This window comes from Zeaxanthinibacter sp. PT1 (genome assembly GCF_028464225.1).
Classification (GTDB): domain Bacteria; phylum Bacteroidota; class Bacteroidia; order Flavobacteriales; family Flavobacteriaceae; genus Zeaxanthinibacter.
The window spans coordinates 212,491-229,411 of record NZ_JAQPCN010000001.1 but is presented as its reverse complement, the minus strand read 5'-3'; the positions used below and the strand labels follow the sequence as shown (position 1 = coordinate 229,411).

21 protein-coding genes are annotated in these 16,921 nt (G+C 44.4%); 3 read left to right on the top strand and 18 right to left on the bottom strand.

The genetic code is table 11. The features are described 5' to 3' along the window. Nucleotides 1–2: 2 nt before the first annotated feature. Together PP178_RS01055 and PP178_RS01050 are read right to left on the bottom strand one after the other, a co-directional pair. Nucleotides 3–1,256: an NRAMP family divalent metal transporter gene (locus tag PP178_RS01055; protein WP_272592454.1), complete on the bottom strand. Its 1,254-nt coding sequence runs from the start codon at nt 1,254–1,256 to the stop codon at nt 3–5. A gap of 780 nt (nt 1,257–2,036) precedes the next feature. Continuing rightward, entirely contained in the window at nt 2,037–2,672 is a 636-nt protein-coding gene (locus PP178_RS01050; protein WP_272592453.1) for a SanA/YdcF family protein, read from the bottom strand. A 198-nt stretch (nt 2,673–2,870) separates the two neighbouring features. Here PP178_RS01050 and PP178_RS01045 point away from each other — a divergent pair, with 198 nt between their 5' ends. Beyond that, complete coding sequence (locus PP178_RS01045) at nt 2,871–3,452, top strand: fasciclin domain-containing protein (protein ID WP_272592452.1); 582 nt, start codon at nt 2,871–2,873, stop codon at nt 3,450–3,452. A gap of 241 nt (nt 3,453–3,693) precedes the next feature. Beyond that, nucleotides 3,694–4,068 (top strand): putative quinol monooxygenase, encoded by a 375-nt coding sequence (locus tag PP178_RS01040; protein WP_272592451.1) that lies wholly within the window; start codon nt 3,694–3,696, stop codon nt 4,066–4,068. A 75-nt stretch (nt 4,069–4,143) separates the two neighbouring features. Here the strand turns inward: PP178_RS01040 and PP178_RS01035 are convergent, their stop codons facing one another. From PP178_RS01035 to PP178_RS01015, 5 genes are all read right to left on the bottom strand, one after another. Beyond that, on the bottom strand, nt 4,144–4,494 hold the full coding sequence (locus PP178_RS01035) for a ribose-5-phosphate isomerase (protein WP_272592450.1): 351 nt from the start codon (nt 4,492–4,494) through the stop codon (nt 4,144–4,146). A 54-nt stretch (nt 4,495–4,548) separates the two neighbouring features. After that, nucleotides 4,549–5,037 (bottom strand): AAA family ATPase, encoded by a 489-nt coding sequence (locus tag PP178_RS01030; protein WP_272592449.1) that lies wholly within the window; start codon nt 5,035–5,037, stop codon nt 4,549–4,551. 188 nt (nt 5,038–5,225) lie between these two features. Further along, entirely contained in the window at nt 5,226–5,705 is a 480-nt protein-coding gene (locus PP178_RS01025; protein WP_272592448.1) for a hypothetical protein, read from the bottom strand. 76 nt (nt 5,706–5,781) lie between these two features. Continuing rightward, entirely contained in the window at nt 5,782–6,423 is a 642-nt protein-coding gene (locus PP178_RS01020) for a hypothetical protein (RefSeq protein ID WP_272592447.1), read from the bottom strand. Between the two features lie 118 nt (nt 6,424–6,541). Further along, entirely contained in the window at nt 6,542–6,976 is a 435-nt protein-coding gene (locus tag PP178_RS01015; protein ID WP_272592446.1) for a DUF1801 domain-containing protein, read from the bottom strand. 108 nt (nt 6,977–7,084) lie between these two features. Here PP178_RS01015 and PP178_RS01010 point away from each other — a divergent pair, with 108 nt between their 5' ends. Then, the gene (locus PP178_RS01010; protein ID WP_272592445.1) at nt 7,085–7,252 is read left to right on the top strand and encodes a lmo0937 family membrane protein; all 168 of its coding nucleotides are present in this window, start codon (nt 7,085–7,087) and stop codon (nt 7,250–7,252) included. A gap of 170 nt (nt 7,253–7,422) precedes the next feature. On the opposite strand, the gene PP178_RS01005 is transcribed toward PP178_RS01010, so the two are convergent. The 11 genes from PP178_RS01005 to chrA form a co-directional block, all read right to left on the bottom strand. Then, nucleotides 7,423–8,070, bottom strand: a complete 648-nt coding sequence (locus PP178_RS01005) for a DNA alkylation repair protein (protein ID WP_272592444.1) — start codon at nt 8,068–8,070, stop codon at nt 7,423–7,425. A gap of 86 nt (nt 8,071–8,156) precedes the next feature. Beyond that, nucleotides 8,157–8,486, bottom strand: coding sequence for a hypothetical protein (locus PP178_RS01000; protein WP_272592443.1), 330 nt, complete (start codon nt 8,484–8,486; stop codon nt 8,157–8,159). Nucleotides 8,487–8,630: 144 nt separating this feature from the next. Continuing rightward, complete coding sequence (locus PP178_RS00995; RefSeq protein WP_272592442.1) at nt 8,631–9,554, bottom strand: diacylglycerol/lipid kinase family protein; 924 nt, start codon at nt 9,552–9,554, stop codon at nt 8,631–8,633. Then, nucleotides 9,551–10,504, bottom strand: a complete 954-nt coding sequence (locus PP178_RS00990) for a phosphatase domain-containing protein (RefSeq protein WP_272592441.1) — start codon at nt 10,502–10,504, stop codon at nt 9,551–9,553. The genes PP178_RS00995 and PP178_RS00990 overlap by 4 nt, the downstream gene beginning before the upstream one ends. 129 nt (nt 10,505–10,633) lie before the next feature. After that, complete coding sequence (locus tag PP178_RS00985) at nt 10,634–12,097, bottom strand: serine hydrolase domain-containing protein (RefSeq protein WP_272592440.1); 1,464 nt, start codon at nt 12,095–12,097, stop codon at nt 10,634–10,636. A gap of 127 nt (nt 12,098–12,224) precedes the next feature. Then, nucleotides 12,225–12,755, bottom strand: coding sequence for a sigma-70 family RNA polymerase sigma factor (locus PP178_RS00980; protein ID WP_272592439.1), 531 nt, complete (start codon nt 12,753–12,755; stop codon nt 12,225–12,227). Between the two features lie 304 nt (nt 12,756–13,059). Beyond that, a complete protein-coding gene (gene arsB / locus PP178_RS00975) occupies nt 13,060–14,106 on the bottom strand; it encodes an ACR3 family arsenite efflux transporter (protein ID WP_272592438.1) in 1,047 nt (348 codons plus the stop codon). 2 nt (nt 14,107–14,108) lie between these two features. Continuing rightward, nucleotides 14,109–14,741: an arsenate-mycothiol transferase ArsC gene (locus PP178_RS00970; protein WP_272592437.1), complete on the bottom strand. Its 633-nt coding sequence runs from the start codon at nt 14,739–14,741 to the stop codon at nt 14,109–14,111. Between the two features lie 21 nt (nt 14,742–14,762). Then, nucleotides 14,763–15,230 carry a DUF6428 family protein gene (locus PP178_RS00965; RefSeq protein ID WP_272592436.1) on the bottom strand — a complete coding sequence of 156 codons (468 nt, stop codon included), beginning with the start codon at nt 15,228–15,230 and terminating at the stop codon, nt 14,763–14,765. Between the two features lie 45 nt (nt 15,231–15,275). Next, a complete protein-coding gene (locus PP178_RS00960; RefSeq protein ID WP_272592435.1) occupies nt 15,276–15,605 on the bottom strand; it encodes an ArsR/SmtB family transcription factor in 330 nt (109 codons plus the stop codon). A 141-nt stretch (nt 15,606–15,746) separates the two neighbouring features. Next, the gene (gene chrA, locus PP178_RS00955) at nt 15,747–16,877 is read right to left on the bottom strand and encodes a chromate efflux transporter (RefSeq protein WP_272592434.1); all 1,131 of its coding nucleotides are present in this window, start codon (nt 16,875–16,877) and stop codon (nt 15,747–15,749) included. Between the last annotated feature and the right edge of the window lie 44 nt (nt 16,878–16,921).

Here is a 16,921-nt window from a genome sequence, read left to right as displayed (position 1 = left end):
GATCAGAAGAAGATCATCCAGCAGTAGTATAACGAAAAGAAGGCAAGGAAGATCATCCCTGTCCAGGTAAGCCATTGCAAGGGCCGGGAAGGTCTCATCTCTGCCGGTACATCATTGCTCAGGACATTTTTCAGGTTCATATACCCGACTACCGGTGCCATCACGAACGATATAAAGGTCGCCAGGGCCACCAGGTTCCCCATGTTGGCGCTGAATGCCGTCAGTACCAGGTAATTTACCCCGGCCAGGATGATCACGGCCCAGCCAAAGTGCCTTCGTGCTACAAGAGGTTTTTTTTTAGGGCGCAGGAACCCTAGAATATCCAGGCTTACCCGGGCAATAGCATCGTGGGCTGTCATGCAGGTACTGAACATGGTAGCAAAGGCAGATACTGCGATGAAGATATACGCCCATTGGCCGATATGGGTTGTGAAAAGCTGTACTACCTGGTCTGCAAAGGTAACCGCGTTCCCGCTGAGCTCGGTATTTGTGCCATAGAGGGTCATCCACCCGATTAGCAGGAAGAAGACGGCCAGTAAGGCGGTCATCAGGTAGCCCGAATTAAATTCCTGTAAGGCTTCTGACAGGCTGAGCTTTCGATTGGTGATCTTGTATTTCTCTACGGTCCAGAGGCTGATCCAGCTACTGGCTTCCACGGCTGTGGGCATCCATCCTACCAGGCCGATCAAAAAGAGAATTCCCACTTCGTTAAAAAGTTCTGGTCTTTTAAATCCTTCCACGGGGTCTACCTGCCCTTTAAAGATCACGAGTACCGTAGTGACGAGTAGGGCGATAAATAAGATAGAGACTACGAATTTCAGGGACAGTTCCAGGAACTTATAGCGGCCTATGATCAGTAAAATACTGATAAAGACAAATAGCCCCAGGGCTACCATGCTTACAGATATTCCGGGCGTATCAAAAAGATTGATAAAGAGTCCGGCTGTGACAACATAGAGGGCGGCCAGGATGGTAAATGTGGTCACCAAGTGGATAAACGCGTAGATATAGAGGTATGCCTTCCCTCTGCCGAGATAACCTTCAATGAGCGTTTTATCGGCGGCGATGGTGTACCGGATACCGAATTCGAAGAAGGGGTATTTCAGGATATTAGCCAGGATAATAGGGATCACCATGATCCAGCCGTATTGGGCTCCGGCTTTGGTAGACAGCACCAGGTGCGAGGTGCCGATGGCCATACTGGCGAACAAAAGACCCGGCCCCAGGTTCTTGATCAGCGTTTTAAGGTTAGGCATAGTGGTCGGTTAGGGGATTAAATGTATGGTATTTTTTGGAGATAATTTTAGGGTTGGTGTTTGTTACATAGGGACATAGGGACATAGGGACATAGGGACATAGGGACATAGGGACATAGGTACATAGGGACAGTGTTAAGGAGTTAGATGGTTACAATGGTTCTTAGTGATACAGGTACAGTGTAGATCTAGGTTGAGCTCCGGGGTTCTTAACCCCGCCCCGGTTTCAAATTATATGAATTCACTGCAGGAAACATGCAGGAGTTAATTTAGTTACAAGGTTACAGGGTTACAAGGTTACAAGGTTACAAGGTTACAGGGTTACAGGGTTACAGCGTTACTGAGTTACATAGGGACATAGGGACATAGTAGGTCTGGATAGATCACCGGGGTTCTTAACCCCGCCCCGGTTTCAAATTATATGAATTCACTGCAGGAAACATGCAGGGGTTAATTTAGTTACAAGGTTACAGGGTTACAAGGTTACAAGGTTACAGCGTTACTGAGTTACATAGGGACATAGGGACATAGTAGGTTTGGATTGTGTATCGGGGTGCTCAGCCCCTCCCCGGTATTAAGTTAATATGGTGCTGTGCAATAAGCTTGCATTGCAGGCGAATTTTTAAACTTTAGTTTGCCTGCTTTTTCCTTGCAGTGAAAGCCTTTATCTTGAAGATGGGGTGGGGGGCATGCCCCCTTTTTTTGATTCACTCTGCTAGAAGACCTTCGGATTGAGTAATACCGGTTCATCAACTGATCCATGGAAGGTATTCCGCATACTTATTCAATCACAATGCGCTTGCCGTAGAATCTCGGTTGGGTATTCAGTGCCAGGTCGATAAAGACCTTGACCCTGGCGAGATATTCGCGGGCATATACCTGTAACCCACCCATACCTGAAATACCTTCTGCATTATAGCCTATGGCATCCAGGCCTTTCACCTTAGCCAGGAATATGGCCCTCTCATTATGGAATTCCTGGGAGATAACAGTGACTTCGTCTAATCCGAAGACATACTTGGCCCGTACCATAGAATCCAGTGTTCTGAAACCGGCGAAATCTAAAAAAATCTTCTCGGCGGGTATGCCCCCTGAGATCAGGTCTTTTTTGATGGTGTTCGGCTCGTTGTAATAAAGCGTAGCATTATCCCCGCTAACCAATAAGAAGTCGATCTTCCCGGCTTGGTACAGGGCAATGGCGGCCTGGATCCTATTGGCGTAAAATGGATTCACCTTGTTAGGAGCCTGGTACCGCGTAGTACCCAGTAAAAGGCCTACCCGGTTATGGGGTATAGAAGCGGTCGCCGTATAAGTTTTCCCAATCGTAGCAATTTCAATCACCGACGTACACAGCAACAACAACAGGGTTGTACCAAGAATGGTCAGCAGCAGGATTTGCCGGATACGTTTCTTCATCAATACTGAATTAGTCTTGGGGAGGGTATAAAGCTAGCTAAATTTTAGTTCAATTAGCGATAGAATCCTTTTAGGTCAATTATCTCGATATTTTAATAATGTTTAACATTATATAAAAAACTTTAAACATTAATTGGGAAGATACTAGGAATTAAGCTTGTAAGTTTACCAAAATCAATTAATTAAAAACAAAGTGCCATGATTAAGAATATCAGTTTATGGAGCCTCATAGCCCTACTTTTTGTAGCATGCGGCGAAAAGAAAGAAAAAAAAGACAACATGGAAGCCGAAAAAATGGAAACGGTGGAGTCTTACGGTGAAGAAATGGAAGAAGAAACTCCGACTATAGTCGGGGTCGCTGTAGACAACGCAGACTTCTCTACCTTGGTAACCGCCCTGCAGACCGCAGACCTGGTGGATGCCTTAAATGGCGAAGGAGAATTCACAGTATTTGCTCCAACCAATGCTGCTTTTGACCAGTTACCGGATGGTGCCCTGGCCGACCTGTTAAAGCCGGAAAATAAAGAAACGCTGACCTCTGTACTTACCTACCACGTAGTTCCGGGATTATATACTGCATCCGATGTAGTACAAGCTTTAAAAAACAATGACGGAACTTTTACGGCCGAAACCCTACAGGGAAGCAGGATCACCTTTAAAATGGAAGGCGATAAGGTAGTGCTCTATGATAATAAAGGAAATGCCGTGAACCTGATCGCGACAGATATCGAGGCTTCTAATGGCTATATCCACAGCGTAGACACTGTGCTGATGCCGTAACGAATACTGCTTTACCATAATTCAACAGACCGGGCATTTTGCCCGGTTTTTTTGTTGCCAAGCTCCATTACTTCTGGTCTATCAGGAAGTCCAATTTTTGCAGCGGGTAAGTTAATGCAAAGGTTCGGACAATTTTTCCACACATTCGTCCTAATTAAATTTCTTTACCGTGACTATTTGCTTAAATAAGCATTCCCCAATGCCCTGGTTAACGGATATTAATCCTATAATTTATATAATCATGAATACAGTAGATGATTGTTGCAGCATCCAGCCCTATTTTAAAGTTCATCCCGGGAAACTGAACTCCTTTAAAAAGCTTTGTGAGCGTTTTGTAGACCAAACAAAAAAGGAAGACCATTGCCTTTACTACAGCTTTACTTTCCACGATGATGAAGTGTACTGCAGGGAAGCCTACGATAATGCAGAAGGAGTACTAGCGCATTTACAGAACGTTGGCCCCATCCTGGAGGAAGCATTGAAAATAGCAGACCTCACCAGGTTGGAGATCCATGGTCCTGAAAATGAATTAAAGAAATTAGAAGAACCGTTAGCACCGTTTCATCCGGTATATTGGACGCTGGAATACGGCTTCAGAAATGTGGCTGTGTCCTAAAAGTATTTCGGCAGTTAATTATCGGTTCCAGGAAGCCCCGGTCAATACCCGGGGCTTTTTTGATGTGCTCTATGTTTAATTATACCACACCGCATACCGCTTTCGCCGCAGTTCCAGTGCCAGGGTTTCTTCCATTTTTAGTGCCTCATCCCGACTGCTCATAGGGGCAATGTGGTTGTAAAGACTGCCCCTGAGGTATAAGCCGTATTTCTCGACGATGTTAGCGGATATTTTATGCCCTTTTTTATTCCGGTGGCCGCTTTTGTGCTGCTCAAAACGCTCTTTTGGAGTCTTACTGCTCATGCCCACATACAGGCATTCCAACACCCCGTTAAACTGTGGGTTGGCCGCTCGGAATTTTGCGTTCTCGGTAAATACACGCTTGGAGAGTTCAACGACATATATGCGGTATTCTGTTCTTGGCATTCTTCTACGATTTATATCTGAAAAATTTTGTTCTCATCAGTTACTCAGATTGTCCTATTCCCGGATTACGATGGCGTTTTGCAGTTCCTCTTCTGTAGGTTTTTCAAACCAGCTCTCCATAAATTCAAAGTCTTTCCTGCTCACTTCAAATTCGAACGAACTACCTTTTTCGCGGTTGCGCTGCAATACTCGTTCCAGGCGGGTTGCTTTAGGAACATCTAGGAAATGTAATTTAATTTCGAAACTTCTCTCCCAAGCAAACTTCCTGAACTTTTCCCTGTGCTCAAATTTCGATAAACCAAGGTCAAGAATGGCATCTGTCCCAGATTCCTGCAGTTGTTCTACAAGCTGCATGATGATTTTCTCGGACCTGTCAATACATTCGAGGAACCATTCCAGTCCATCTGTAGCTTTCTTGTCCGGGAGGAAAAGAGTTTTATTCCACTGGTCGATCGAAAAAATGATCCCTTTGGTTTCTGACCTTAATTGATTGGAATAAGTGGTTTTACCGGAACCTGTATTCCCTAGAATAAGGTGAATCATAGTATAATATTAGTTGCTGAGAGTTTACAAAATCTAATAGCCTGGGGTTGTAACTGGGTATTTTTCCAAGGATCCTTTTGAAGTTGTAAAGGTAATTTAAAATGAAAAATGCTTCAAGTTTTATGAGTGCTGCCATTTAGATAAGGACCGTCAAATGGGGCGTTTTAAGATAAAGGAATAATATTTTCTTACCCCCGTTTTAATAATTGCAGCTCTAGTCGATTCTGGTCCAGTTGAATTATTCTAAATTTCTTAAATAGCATTGGCACAGGAATTTCTACTTCAGGGTGAGCTTCTTTAAACCTTTCAAAAAATGCTGCCTGGTAATCTTCGGGATAATATATTTTAATTATTCCGGATTTATTGTCAAAAGACCAACTACCCTCTATTAAATCATACATCAATCCAAAACAGTTCATGGGGTCGTCACTCATTACTTTAAATTCAGACATTTTGAAAGCAAGCAGCGAAAAATCTGAAAGATGAACGGTATTGTCCTGTTCAACACCATTGCAGTGTTTATAGATATGCCTCTCGGGAATTTTACCATTATCATCATTTTCCAAGACCCAGCAACCGTAAAGGTCAAATTCGGAAATTGTAGTGTTTTGACCCCAAGCTAAAATACCGGTAAATAAGACTGAGAAAAGAAAGATATAATACTTCATCTGTATTCTGAAAATGAGAGGGGATTAGCTTAGAAGATTCATAATACTTATACAATTCAGTGCAAGTATTTTCTTGTTATTGATTTCTCAGATACTGTTCAAACTTCTTTAAAATATTTTCTTCCCGTCTTAGCAGGTAGACTGTAGCCCATAAGCGATTTTTAGGAAGATTAAAATCAAAGTGCTCATGGCTCCTGGGAAACCATTCAGAATAATCATGAGAAAGGTCGCCAGCCATATATAGTTCATAATGCAGCGATTTGAAATATGGGTCCGTCTTACCTAACTTTTGAAGATATTTTATGTATCTACTCTCCGGTTTTAAGTCGAGCATCTTAAAGTTCTTAACATCCCTATACATGGAGTCTTTATAACTAATCCCGGCATGCTCATAGGTGAAATTCCAAAAACTATTAAAAACGGCAGGATCCAGGCTTTCCAAAAATTGGTATTTGTTTTCTTCCTTAAAGGGAACTATATACTCCTTACTTGTTGCAATCTTTTCAAAGTATGAATGATAAGCCTTTTCAATATCCATTTCACCGGTATCTGAAAGTACCTTTTGATCTACATACTGTATTATGGAGGCAATACCCTTTAACTCAGAATCAGAAAAGGTAGTGGAAAGTTCTTGATCATTAGTCAGATCAAGAGAAACCTGGCCGTTGACACTGTTAATAGCAAGCAATGTGAAAATGCAAAACATGAATTTGATCAAGTGTGATGTTTTATGAAAGCAGCCAAGATTAGACTGCAGAAATGTATCAACTCTTCTAAATATAGTAAATTTTCTGTATTTAAATGGTGCGGATTAGGAATGTTCTCAAACCAGGGTATTAATAATCTATCCCGAGATCGGGAAGTTGCTTAACCCCGTGGTAGATCAAAGTGGCCCTGATACATTGTTTTAATTCCTTCACGGGTAAATCTTCATCCAGATGCAGCACTATGACCCTGTTCTTTTCATAGGTCAGCCGGTTTCCGAAGACCTTCCTGAACGTTTCTACAAGCCTGCTGGTGCACTTAAAATAAAGGGCGTACTGATCCGGTTTTTTGGGTTTCCAGTCCATGCGTAGGGTACTGCCTCCTTTGGCGATATAACTGGGCTCTCCCCATTTTAAAGTTTCGATTAATTCTTCTATTCCTTCAGTCTCCTTTGCAGTCTCAATAACCAAATCGCGAAGTGCCAGGAGTTGCACCCGGATCTTATCGGGATAATTGCTGAATACCGCATTTACGGCAGGATCTGTATGTACGTGAAGGGGGTTCATAGAAAAATAACTTAATCTATCTGCCAGGTGTTTTATACAGTCAAAACTTCAAAGATTTGATTCTGTTTATTGCGTACCTTTATGTAACAACTTGTTAAAGATACAATTATGAGAAATATTTTATGGTTGGTGGCCGTGATAGCCATTGTCTTCTGGTTATTGGGCTTTTTGGGAATCGTTCCGGGATTGGGAACTAACAGCCTGATACACCTGTTGCTCGTGATCGCTGTGATTGCCATCCTATATAATATCATCAGTGGAAGAAAACCATTATGATTTATTGATTTATGCTATTGAGGAACAACACCTGTTCGCAGGTGTTGTCTTTCTTAAAAGAAAAAAAAGCCTATCATTTTGCACCGGGGGATTGGATATTCTTACCTAGCACCCCGGCATATGCACAATTTCTTCCTGGCATCATCTCTAGCACCTGTCCTCTTCTGGTGTCATTTTCGTTTATCAACCTCTATCCGTATAAATTCGGGCAGGTAGTTTGGCGTGCATCCCTTTGGCGCTTTCTCTTCGCGATAAAGTCCCAATTTCTCCCCTAGAGCGATACAACGTTCCCGGTACGAATGATCAAAGATACCGATCCAGGCAGCCGTGAAATTCATAGCCCATTGTACTTCGGGAGCTTCGTTCTGCAGTTTCTCCTCTATAGTTGTCAGGAGGTAGGCGGTGTTGGGAGGTGGAGTCTGCCCTGTCCACCGTTGGCGGGCCTGGTAATACCAATATAGCCTTCGCTGTAATACGGATGGGCTTTTTTCCCAGGATTCCATCAGGGCAATGGTCTTCTTGCCTTTACTCAGTTGGTTAGCCATCAGCCAATCGGCCAGGTGGGTGCGTTCCTTCTCGCTGTGTTCTTCCATATCGGCAGTCAGTCTATCGATAAGTTCTTGTGTAAGCAATTTTTTATCCAGGATAAGTATTGCCAGTTGGCGGGGCATAAAATCACCGGTACTCCAGAGTTCCATCGCAAGTTCATGGTCTTTCTTGATCTCTTTAGCAATCTTCCGAAGATCTCCCAGTCGGGTGTCCCCCTGACTAACCTCGACACAAATTTTCTTGGCTTTTGATGATAATTCCGTGATCATAGTCTACTAAATATTACTACCCTCTATTTTTAACAGTTCTATAATTGTTGCGGAATCGATTTCTATTGAATTTCTATCCTTATAAGTCATTTAGGGTCAAGGCTCATTACGTAGTCATAACTTTCGCTTAAAAGTTCCACTATCCTTTTATCGTCGGTAAGCATATCTTCTGGTATCAGTACATAGCCGTGCATGATCGAATTATAGGATCGGAAGAGGGCAGAATTAAATTCTTTGATATATTTTTCCTGGACGTCTTTGGAGAATCGAATCCCTAGATCCCCAGCTTTGTTCAGCTGGGAGAACATGTGTCCATTGGCTGAAGTATATGGCATAGTCTTACCCTTGCGCTCAAACCTGGGACATTTATCGACTAAGTTGTCATAGATTTCCAGTCGGTCTTCCCACTTGCTCATAATCATCCGGTTGGTCGCCGGCAAACGAGCCGGCTTCCTTAAAGATAGGAATATTCTGTCATAAATTTTTTAGAGCACACTGGAAACAAGAACTAAGCTAGAGAAATCACAGGGTATATAGGGGAGTTCACATTACACTATTCCCTATACTTCTTCCTTGTCCTTTTCCCGGTCAATATCTCTGTACGGACATTCAACCCCACAAATGATGCGTAGCTGTTGCGGGAGTATCTTTAAGCGGATTTGTTGGGTGGGTGGCATTAATTCCCCATCCATTTGCCATTGCTGAGGTTCGGTCAAATTGATGACAGCACGGGTGGTACTGATAATCTGCCGGTCCTCATCATTAAAAAAAGAATCCTCAATGGCTGCAAGGGCTGATTTGAACAAGGTGGAGATGTCAATCTTATCAAAGATAACCACTTCAAATTTTCCATCATTGGGTGCTGCATCCTTGGTCAGGGGAATCCCGGTGCCGTATTTCCGGGCATTGCAGAATGAAACCATTTCTGCGCTTCCTGTTAAACTTCCCCTGTCGGTTTCCAAGGTATACTTAAAACTACGACCTTTCATGAATTCCTGAACAAAATTTGCTGCGTTATGCAACTTGTCTTTTTTGGAGTGCTCCATCCGAGCCACTAAATTGGCATTGGCCCCGATATCCCCAAGATGCAGTAGTTCATGCTCTTCGTTGACGAGGATCATATCCAGCCAGACTTTATGTTTCTGCTCAATGGCCTGTTGAAAAGCCTGAAGGGGATCTGAAGGAATTCCCAGGTCCTTAGCCAGTCCATTGGAAGTACCTCCGGGAATAATCCCGAAAGTTAAACCATGCTTTCTCGCATGCAGGGCCACTCGATTCACGGTACCGTCACCTCCAAATGCAAGGAGGAGATCATAGGAATTATCAGAAATAAGACCTTCAATCTTTTCATCATCATTCTGCCCGGCCGTCCTGTAAATATCGAGCAATACGTTGCTCAGTAGGGCTTCCTTTTTTATGGCCCCCAGCAATTCCTGTTTCTCCGAATTGCCCGAAACGGGGTTGAGTACAAGTAGGATTTTCATACTGTTGATCGCATAAATAAAGAGGTTAATGAATCTATAGCTGCCCGGGTTTCATCACCATCAGCAAAATAGGTGGCCGCTACACCGGTGTCCTGTAACTCTTCCCAAAGCTGCTCCTGTTTTTTATTCCTTCCCATGCTGCTTTGCCTGATAAATACTTTTATGATCCGATCAGGATGTTCTCTGATGATTGCGGTATACACTTCCATATCGCGCTGTGTATCGTCCCCGACCAGGATAAACTTTTTGGTCGGCTGCTCGGTGAGCAGGGTGTGTAAGTGGTTGTACTTATAATCCTTTCCTTTTTTAGGTTTTGGTAGCTGATGTAGTTTTAGATAGGGACTTAGTAACAAGGCTCCCTGGGGAAGCTCCTGGGTGTTGATAAAAGCATAGATCAATTCATATAGGTTAGATTCACTTTTGGACAAATAGGTCACCCGTATATCCTGCCGTTTAAACCACTCCATCAGCTGGTAGGTGTAGGCCACAGCTTTCCTTTTCCGTGGAAGTACAAATAATATACTATACATCCTTTTCAGGACGGAGGTGGTGTACGAATGCAAGACGGTATCATCCAGGTCTGAAACCACTTCCAGGGCAGCACCGTTTTGAGGAAAATAAGCGGGATAGCCTCCCGGAAGTTCCAGGTGTTCTCCATGGTGGGAGATTTGAAGCTCATCCATTTCAAAGTGATTTAGAAGGCAGGAAAAACCTCCCTTCCTATCGGTCTGCAAAGTGGTCTCTTCCGTGCCCGTCCTGATCTTAAGCTCTTCCCGGGCGGCAGGTTTACGGAAATAAGAAAGTAATACTTCGATAAAATGACCCATCCAGGTAGTGTGGACTTTCCGCTCTCCCTGGTTTCCATAGATAAGGGAGCCTTCAATCCAGATCTTCTTACTGAATTGCAAGGCCGTGAATTGCCAGATATAGACCGAGCTCCTTTTTCCCATATATTATTATATAGGATTTAAGGTAGCAAGTATTTTCTAGTCGGATTGTTCGGATTTATAGAATTCGTGTTCCATTTAATTTGAGTATAGACACTTGGTGATGGCAAGTGGGTCACTAGACGACTTAAGTCAGTCCGTTTCTTTAAGCAGGTCAAAATTATAACCGTTCTCCTCTGTAATTCGCACCCATTTAATAACATTGTTTTCATCCCTGATGAATTCGTAAGCATGATTATCCTCTGCCGAAATAAATTTGGAATTAGTTACGGGAATCAACTTGTGGTCCTGTGAAGCTGTTGAAATATATAGTGCTGAATTCCTCATCTGGAATTCCATATGCATTCCACCCGGCTTCTTGTCGCTAAAAGTCCCTGTGTAATCCTTCAATACTCCGGCCTGAATTTCAATGGGATTATAGATTTCAGGCTCCAGGAAACCCCATTGGTATTCCATCGCTACAGACCGTGCAATAGCTGCTAACAAATCAAAACCTCGATCGCTGTTGGTCATGATCACTACCCCTTGTTCTTTATCCAGGTGACCTACCATGTAGCAACTAAAGCCGGCATTGCTGCCCCAGTGATCAAATAAGATTTGATCATCCTTAATTTCTTTGGTGAAACCAAGTCTCCCGGTGGAGCTGTCAAAGACGGTTTTGGCCATTTTTCGGGATAGCAACTTGCGAGAATCCTTATGATAATCATCCATGATCGCGATCATGAATTTTGCCATATCCTCAGGAGTGGTCCAGATACCACCGGCCGCTTTGAAGGGAAATAATTTATAAGGGTAGGGCAATCCATCCTTGTCATACCCGGTAGCCCTCTTTTGTGCCAATGATTCCGGGATGGGCTGCTGCATTGTGCTGCTGGACATTCCCGCTGCTGAAAAGATCCTTTCTTGGATAATATCATCAAAAGATTGGCCGGACACGTCTTCTAGGATTTTCTGAATGACAGAATACCCGGGATTGGAATACTGCTCTCGAGATCCCGGAACAGCAATCACTTCTACCGGTTGGTTCATTGATGGGGGAGTACCGGATAACATGGCCGTTAAGGAGGGGACAGCTTCATTTGGAAAGTAGGAGGCCCACAATTCGTTCTTTATTCCCGCCTTATGCGTTATTAAGCGTCTTAAAGTTATTTTCTCCTTTACGGTATAGCTATTCTCAGGCAATTGGTAATCCTTTAATATGGTGTTGACATTCTCATCAAGAGGCATTAAACCTCCTTCAACCATGGACAACGCCGCTATTGCAGTGATGGGTTTGCTCAGGGATCCACCGGCAAATACGGTTGCCGGGCTGATCAAAGTGGAATCTTCCAGGCTGGCATAGCCATAGGATTTAGTCCACTGCAGTTTACCCTTGTTGACGAAAGCCATACTTACTCCGGCTACCTGGTATCTGCCCATAGCCTGTGGAATGGTCTGCATTTGCGCTTGACCTTCCAGGTAGTGCACGGGAGGCAGGTTCATTTCTATTTTTTCTAAGTGGATGTCAGTGGATGAACTTTGCTGCCTGGCATTAGCGGGACTTTCAGCGCAGGAATTAAGCATCAACAATGCAACTATAAACAGTGGTCTCATCATTAGCAGGTTATAGCCTAAAGATGAGTAAAAATGGAAATTGTTACAGCTGACTTTTCATAACACTCATTTCTTTCGGTAAAGACAAAATATGACAGTCCCAGGGCTCCAATATTCGCATGAAGAAATTTCAGTCAGCGGTATTACATTTTGGGCAGTTCACTTCCCCGACGAGCTTGCCATTCTCATTGAGGTCGTACCCGCAACATTCAGCGAACTTATCTTTCAGCATCACTTTCGCCCGTCGGATCCTTGCCTTCATATTGGGCAGGCTGATTCCCAGGGCTTGGGAAGCTTCCTGCTGTTTTTTACCCTCTATATAAACAAGTTCGATACTCTGCCTGTAATCCGGTGGAAGTTCCTCGATGAAACGGTCAAAGCAACAAGCTTCGGGCTCTCTGCCCGAGGTGTCCTGGGTATCGTGTACAGGCCCTGGGATCAGCCGTGCTTCATGAGCAAGATGGTCCTTCATGGTGTTCCGGGCCACCTGGAATAACCAGGATTCCAGCTTTTCAACTTCCCTTAATTGCCCGATCTTCTGCTGCGCTTTTAAAAAAGTTTCCTGTAGGATATCCTTGGCCATATCAGGGTCACCCAGCTGCTTCAGCAGGAAAAAGTATATCCTGTCCCGGTATTCTAGTGCCATTTCTTCCGTGCTCATATCCCTAAGTTAACAAAAGAGAGCATAATAGAATTAATTACAGCAAGCACATTTTGTACAGTCACAATTGGTGCATGGACAATTAGCTGTTGCACAATTCTTACAATTACACTTTGAGCAATTACATTGGGTACATACGCAGGTATTCATAGCTGATAAGTTTTAGATTCAATAGGTAGACCGGGAAAACCTGAAAAGGATACAGGTTTCTCCAATTTATTTTAAAACTTTCTCCTAGCTGCTCGAATTTTAATGATGTAAAACTTTGTGGATGACATAACCCGGTACATTAAGTTCTCTGCTGTCAATTCCTTGCGGGAGTATAATACTTCTCCCTGAGCCAGAAGGATACCCGGACTAAGAGGATGAGTGCAGGTACTTCGACCAGCGGTCCGATCACCCCTGCAAACGCTTGACCAGAATTTAGTCCGAATACGGCTATGGCCACGGCGATTGCCAGTTCAAAATTGTTTCCAGCCGCGGTAAAGGCTACAGAAGCAGTCTTGTCATATTCTGCACCCATGGCCCGGGTAAAGAAAAAACCTATGATGAACATGAGGGTAAAATAGATCAGTAAGGGAACTGCTATTACCAGAACATCCATAGGGATCTCTACGATCAATTCTCCTTTTAAGGAGAACATTACCACGATGGTAAACAATAAGGCCACCAGGGTAAGCGGGGAGATTGCCGGGATGAATTTTTCCGTGTACCAGGCTTCGCCTTTGAGTTTTACCAACACCAGCCTGCTTAAGATCCCCATCAGGAAGGGAATCCCCAGGTAGATGGCAACACTCTCCGCAATGGTGGCTATGGAAATATCCACAATGGCCCCATCAAAACCAAAATAGGGGGGAAGCACCGTGATAAAGATCCAGGCATAAAAACTATAGGCAAAGACCTGGAAGATGCTGTTTAAAGCCACCAGCCCGGCTCCGTATTCGCTACTGCCCTCGGCCAGGTCATTCCAGACCAGCACCATGGCAATACAACGTGCAAGTCCTATTAATATTAAACCTACCATATACTCGGGGTAATCACGCAGGAAGGTGATGGCTAAAATAAACATGAGCACGGGCCCAATGATCCAGTTCAACACCAGGGAAATAGATAAAATCTTTACGTTCTTAAATACCTTGGGCAGGAGAGAATAATTGACTTTGGCCAGGGGAGGGTACATCATCAGAATTAACCCTATTGCGATGGGAATATTGGTGGTGCCTCTGTTGAAAGCGTTTATGACTTCCGGGAAGGAAGGGAAAAAATACCCAATTCCTACACCCACAGCCATTCCCACGAAGATCCACAAGGTGAGATTCCGGTCTAAAAAACTCAGTTTTTTTGATGCCATGCTCAAGCTTTGATCTGGGAGAATACGTAAAACATTTCGGTGGCGATCTGCAGGCTTCGCTCCCTGTATTTTTCCGCCTGTTGGGGGGTGTTGTCAAAAGCTTTGGGATCCTCGTAGGTGATCGGGATTCGAACTTCAGCACCTGCGATAAAAGGGCAGCCTGCATCGGCCTGGGAACAGGTCATGATAGCGGCAAAGCCCGACTTTGGGTTAAAATCGTGATCAAGGGTTTTAGAAAACCCGATCACCGGGTGCTCCGGGTCAGCATATTTTATGCTGTATACCGGGTTGTTGGTTTCTGCCAGGACCTGGATTTCAAAGCCCGAATCCTTTAGAGTCTCTGCCGCCATAGGGAACAGGGCCGTACTTTCTGTGCCGGCCGAGTAACATTGTACATTCGCTATGCCGAAATGGTAAGCCATGGCCTGGGCCCATACCTGGGATAGGTGACTCCTTCGCGAATTATGGGTGCAGATAAAATTGAGCCGGATCTCCTGCCTGGCTTTTGCTTTAGCCTGGATAAAATCAATAAGGGGCTGCAGGCTCTCTTTCCTTTCCGCCGGAATACTTTTGGGATTCAACCCGGAAATCTCTGCTGAAATTCCCGGGTAGATATTAGGTTTAGTAGTGAGCATAGTGAATAATTACGACTCTATTTAACAACAGTTCCCGTCAGGGGAGCAGCAGGGTTCTTCATTCTTATTTACGGGGACGAATTCTAATTTTTTTTCAGGGATACCACATTGATCCTTGGCCAGGCAGTCTGTCTGCTTGCTGGTCAGCAGGAAATTGGTCCCGTCAAAGTCGAGCCCGAACTTCCCGATAGTATCTCCCTGGTATTCAACTTCAATATCCAGGTCCCCGATACCCAAAGTCTTTTCAGAGAGCTCTATAATGTGCAATAATTTTTCAGGGTGCAAACGGTGGTCGTAGTCGTCAGCGTTCCAGAGTTGGAAATTGACCACTTCTTCATTTCGAACTGTCCCGCCACAGTCGATAAAGTGTTTAGTGACCTTTCCTACTTCGGTCACATGAAAGTGGCTGGGTACTAATTCCCCGTTGGGTAATTGGAAAGCGATCTGCTCCAATTGGGTCAGTTTGTCTTTTATTTCAGAAAGTCTCATGTCTATTTGTTTATTCCGATTATGCGATATATTGAATCAAATTTTTTAACAACATTCGGTGTCCGGGAGATCCTGGTCCAGGAACTTGATCATGATGCCTTTCATGTCTGTCCACGCTTCAGTATCGATACAATAACAGACACTGGTGCCTTCCACGTTACCTTTTATCAGCCCCAATAATTTCAATTCTTTCAGGTGCTGGGAAATGGTAGGTTGTGCCAGGCCAATGACATTAACGAGGTCACCACAGACGCATGAGTTTATTTTAAACAGGTGCTGCAGTATGGCTACCCTTGCCGGGTGCCCGAAGACTTTGGCGATCAGCGCGATCTCGTTCTGCTGCTCGGTAAATATTTCAGTTTTGGCCAGTCCCATGATTCCTTCTATTGCTTCATTGCAATATTACGATGAATTACGTTGGTGCGCAAAAGTTTTCTTTTAAAATTTTCGAAAAGCAGATTCTATATTCGTGTATATCAAGAGGTATGGAGCTCCCCGACACCCCTGTTTTTAAACCTAGAGGAGATAAAGCAGGTAGCCGAGGACAGCACCGCCGATCACCGTCCACATGGCATTCACTTTTTTTAAACCGAAGGTGAGTATAAAGCTAATCACCGCAATGACGATTGCCCTCCAGTCGGTCAGCGTATCCCTGCCCATCACAAAAAGCACGGCCAGCATCACGGCCACCGCAGCGATGTTCACGCTGTCCAGGAAATATCCTAATAACTTGGATTGCCGCATTTTGGGGACGAGCGGATTCAAGATAAGTACGAATAAAAAGGAAGGGAGGAAGATTCCTAAGGTAGCGGCTACAGCACCCCAGAACCCGGTTAGCTGGTAGCCGACGAATGTCGCCGTAGACAAAACAGGACCGGGGGTAAACTGTCCTACCGCAACCGCATCTATAAGCTGCTGCCTGCTAAGCCACCCTTTGGTCACCATTTCCGCATCCAGGTAGGCGAATAACACATAGCCGCTTCCGTACAAGACCGCTCCTACTTTTAAAAAGGTCCAGAATACTTTTAAGGAAGTTATGTTTGCCATTACAGCGGCAGGGGTTTGCAGGAGGAGGAAGGGAAAAAGAGATTTCAGCTTAGCTAAAGGTTGCTTTCTTATATAGAAATAGAATGCGCCTATCACTCCGGCACCCAATAAAGCTAAGATCTCGTTCATCCCTAAGAGACTGGCTGCTAAAACCATTAGTCCCAGGATCCCTAATTCCCATCCCTTTAGTGCCTTCTTGCCCAGCTTCAGGATGGCCGCGGCGATAATGGCCAGTACTGCGGGCTTTATCCCGAAAATAAAAGGTTCCACTGCGGGTAATTGCCCGAACTCTGCATATAAATAGGCAAAGACCCCGGTGATCACAACGGCGGGGAAGATAAAACAGGCTCCGGCTACGAACAGCCCGGGTACCCCTGCACGTTCGTGCCCGCAATGCATGGTCATTTCGGTCGAGTTCGGCCCGGGGATGAGGTTAGTGGCCCCCATCAGGTCCAGGAAATGCTGACGACCCATCCATTTGCGTTTGTTCACAATCTCTTCTTCCATCATGGCCACATGGGCGGCCGGCCCACCGAACGCGATGCAACCCAATTTGAAGAATACCGCTGCGACTTCTTTTAGCTTTCCTTTTTGAGTCATTGTACAAGTAAAACCTGATCAGGGTCCAAAACTACTAAGGACAA